Annotated in this window: 1 protein-coding gene and 1 pseudogene; one reads left to right on the top strand and one right to left on the bottom strand. The window is 38.3% G+C overall.

All coding sequences use genetic code 11. The features are described from left to right. Positions 1–211 precede the first annotated feature (211 nt). The gene (locus CDZ78_RS17440; RefSeq protein ID WP_087871127.1) at positions 212–1,342 is read left to right on the top strand and encodes a galactose-binding domain-containing protein; all 1,131 of its coding nucleotides are present in this window, start codon (positions 212–214) and stop codon (positions 1,340–1,342) included. Between the two features lie 101 nt (positions 1,343–1,443). Here the strand turns inward: CDZ78_RS17440 and CDZ78_RS17445 are convergent. Beyond that, a pseudogene (locus tag CDZ78_RS17445) lies at positions 1,444–1,743 on the bottom strand (DDE-type integrase/transposase/recombinase); the annotation flags it as partial. Positions 1,744–1,922 lie beyond the last annotated feature (179 nt).

The following is a 1,922-nucleotide window of genomic DNA, read 5'->3' on the forward strand; positions in this document are numbered from 1 at the left end:
AGCGCCCAAAAAAACATTAGCAGGTATTGATATAATGAAAATGATCAAAAAAGAACAAATGTTCCGAGGGGATGGTTTGTCTCCTGCAGGACAGTTTTATTCATTAGCTGCATAAAGGTCCGTTATGACCAATCTTTACCGTCATAATAAGTTCTTGCGACAGAACCGAGCGTTGAATCCACCTTGTATAAAAACTCTCTGAGGAAATATTATGAATACTACATATTTTAGTAAAAGTTTTAATCATGCTTTATTGTTAACAGCGGTTTTTATCGTTTTTTTCACTACTGCTCATGCTACTAGTGTTAATTTAGCGCTTGGAAAAAAGACTACCCAGTCTAGTGACTATAGGAGTGATATGTATCACTCAGAAATGGCAGTTAATGGTTATATAAGTTCGATTAATGGCGTTAACTCTTGGGCTGCTCATAATTTCACCCACACTAAAAAAGAATTCTTCGCTTGGTGGAAAGTTGATTTAGGCTCGGATAAAATTATTGATACAATCATCATTTACAATCGCGAAGATTGCTGCAGAAAGAGGCTGACTAATTATCAAGTAGCTATTTTGGATGACAAAAATAATCTTGTTTATAAGAAAGTTTTTCACGGAACCTTCCCTAATCGAAAAAAAATCATTGAAATAGATGAAATAGTGGATAAGAAAGGTCGTTATGTAAAAGTCCAACTACTTGATAAAAACTACTTATCTTTAGCAGAAGTGCAAGTTATGGGTAGAGATGTCGCACCACCTGTGTATATGTGTGATGAGGCATATAATTATAGCGTGTATGATGGGGATGGGGGGATCGGGCCCGCGGGAGGTTTTATATTTCATATAAACGAAAACGGTTCGCACGGTATGGAAGCGGCCCCAAAGAATCAGGGTAATGCAGAATGGGGATGTAATGATGTTGCTTTTAAGGGGGCTTATGTTTTCGGGCTAGGAATAGGGGTAGGCACAGGCGAGCAAAACACTGCCGACATTCTAAGTGCTGGATGTACAAGTACAGAAAAAGGAAGTTCCGCCGCTAAAATTGCATCTGATTATGAATACGGGGGGTACAGTGATTGGTTCTTGCCATCAAAAGAAGAGTTAGATTTAATGTTCAATAATCTACAGTATAAACATAACTCTGGTTTTTCTGATACTTTTTGGGAATCTTATGATAAGCGAGGTGAAGACGGTAACTTCTGGAGTTCATCGGCGAATGGTAAGACCAAAGCATGGGCTCAGAATTTCGGCCATTACTGGTTCGGAAATGAGGGAATGCAGTACGAACGGAATAGAAGAAATAAGTTTGTGGTTCGTCCTATTCGGTATTTTAAAATTTGTCCCTAATTACTTACATTGAGCGGGTCTATTTTCTGTTTTTTGTATTAAAAATACGGTTCTGTCGCAATAATTATCAAAAGCGCAGACCTCCTGGTCTTCAGGCGTAACTATCCTGCTAAAGCCATAAACTGCTTATAAGCAGGCATATTTTCCTCAGACAATTGTCCCTTTCGGATCATATGTGCTGTTTCAATTCCAGCAATAGTTGCTTGAGCGGAGTGAAACGCTTTGAAGCCCATCATCGGTTTTGTTATTTTTTTGATAAAGCGGTGATCCTGTTCGATGATGTTATTCAAATATTTAACCTGTAATATGTCGATCATGGTGGTAAACCCTGCTAGGATTAACAAGAGGTTAATATTGGCTAATCCTGCATAGTTAGCGCCACTTTTATCCATAACGACCTGTATATGCTAAACAGACTCAACCCCAAAAATTCTACGATAAAGGATGCCTTGTATCGCTACATGCATCGGTATAGTCCAGATCAAACCAATACCAAGAGGAATTGCACTTATTACGTGTATTGATATTATCAATACACCCGTAAAAAATAGTTTGAACCAATGTTGGGTAACTGCTTTGC

This window comes from Bathymodiolus platifrons methanotrophic gill symbiont, assembly GCF_002189065.1.
In the GTDB taxonomy this organism is placed as follows: Bacteria; Pseudomonadota; Gammaproteobacteria; order Methylococcales; family Methylomonadaceae; genus Methyloprofundus.